Genomic DNA, 1,473 nt, shown 5'->3' with positions numbered 1-1,473 from the left:
CATGGCAAGACCAAATCCAAAACGCTTGGCAAATGGCCGGCCATGAACCTACACTCTGCCGCGCAGGCCGCAGACACGATGTCAGAGCGCGTCGCTGATGCGACCCACGCCTTGCCTGCCCCTGTTGTTTCCCAAGGCAGGGAGATCAGCCTTAGACAGGCATTTCTCCGGCACACAACTGAACGTGTTGACCCTCGCACTAAAGAAAAAACGGCCAACACCGTCTACGACTACCTGTCCACCCTGCAAAACCATGCTGGTAAGGATGGTGAATGGCTTGATGTACCAATCGACCAGATCACACGCGCGATGATCAATGCCCAGATGAAAGCAATGAAGGACCGCCCTTCTCAGGCGACTAAGCTGCTTCGCATCATTTCAGCCATCTACCGGAATGAAATGTTGATCCGGGACAACGTTATCGACGACCCGACTTTTCGGGTCCGCGCTTATCCGTCTAAGGCAAAGGAACTGCTGTTCGATCCGTCTGGGCGTTGGCCCGCCTTTGACGCCATCATGCAGGTTGAAGATGTGACAGCCCGATCTGCATGGCTGGTTATGCTGTTCACAGGCATCAGATCATCCAATGTTCGCAGCATCGAATGGGCCGATCTCGACCTCGAACAGAATATGCTAAACATCCCACGCCTTAAGAATGGAACGAAGCGCACCTTCCCGTTGTCCGAGGCCGCAACCGCCGCGTTTAAACGCGTTCCCCGCATTCATGATAAACTGGTGTTTGCCTCCAAGACCAAAGCTGGCGTTCCAATTGCTCACCAACACGCTTTGGGGACACCAAAAGTATTGCGCCAACATGATACCCGCCACTTGTTCACATCTGCCGGGTCAATGGCCGGGATTGACAGATCAAAGGTCAAATACTTGCGCGGTGACATTGTGCTGGGAGATGGGGCCGACGTTGGTTACATGCATGGCATCGCAGCTCATGAAGATGTCGAGCAAATCGGACAGCTTGTGGCCCAGAAATCATCAACACCTTATTCTGACCTTGTCAAAGCCATCACGAACCACTAACTCTCCTGTTGTTATTCGCCTCCATCTCACACGCGTCCTTCCGTGAGATGAGGCCGCGGTGCAGAATCAAGATTAACGCCCATGACGGGCCCTAAGCAAAATGCGATCTTGAACGCGAAGGCATAAGCACCCGGTCATCTGGCTACCCAAAAGGGTGACCTTATGACTAATACACTTATTGCCGAATTGCGCTCGGCCATTGAAGCGCATCAAACTCCAGAGATCATGACGCCAGCACAGGCCGCAGAATTTCTCGGTGTGTCCGATTACTATTTGCTCGATTTGCGAAAGCGAAAATCTGGGCCAGCATATTCGCAGCCAGCATCAAAAATCGTGCGCTACATGCGCGATGATTTGATCGCTTGGATGAATGAACATCGTGTAATCGCAGGATAACCGGAGCGAGGGTCGAGTCCCCGCTCCGAGTTAGGCGTTGCA

Annotated in this window: 2 protein-coding genes; both read left to right on the top strand. The window is 53.0% G+C overall.

Annotation, left to right across the window (positions count from 1 at the left end; translation table 11 throughout):
- Positions 1 to 1,035: tyrosine-type recombinase/integrase (locus tag ACRBB0_RS25890; RefSeq protein WP_431377363.1), on the top strand; the 1,035-nt coding region annotated here is incomplete at its 5' end.
- Positions 1,036 to 1,197: 162 nt separating this feature from the next.
- A complete protein-coding gene (locus ACRBB0_RS25885) occupies positions 1,198 to 1,431 on the top strand; it encodes a helix-turn-helix transcriptional regulator (protein WP_431377362.1) in 234 nt (77 codons plus the stop codon).
- The last annotated feature ends 42 nt before the right edge of the window (positions 1,432 to 1,473 follow it).

The sequence above is a fragment of the Pelagimonas sp. genome (assembly GCF_050633425.1).
Taxonomy (GTDB): Bacteria; Pseudomonadota; Alphaproteobacteria; order Rhodobacterales; family Rhodobacteraceae; genus Pelagimonas.
Note: the sequence above shows the minus strand (reverse complement) of the source record. Positions and strands in the feature narration are given on the sequence as shown.

Bases quoted from the DNA above. Each gene is read 5' to 3' on its own strand.
- ACRBB0_RS25885 (WP_431377362.1), top strand. From the start codon at position 1,198: ATGACTAATACACTTATTGCCGAATTGCGCTCGGCCATTGAAGCGCAT.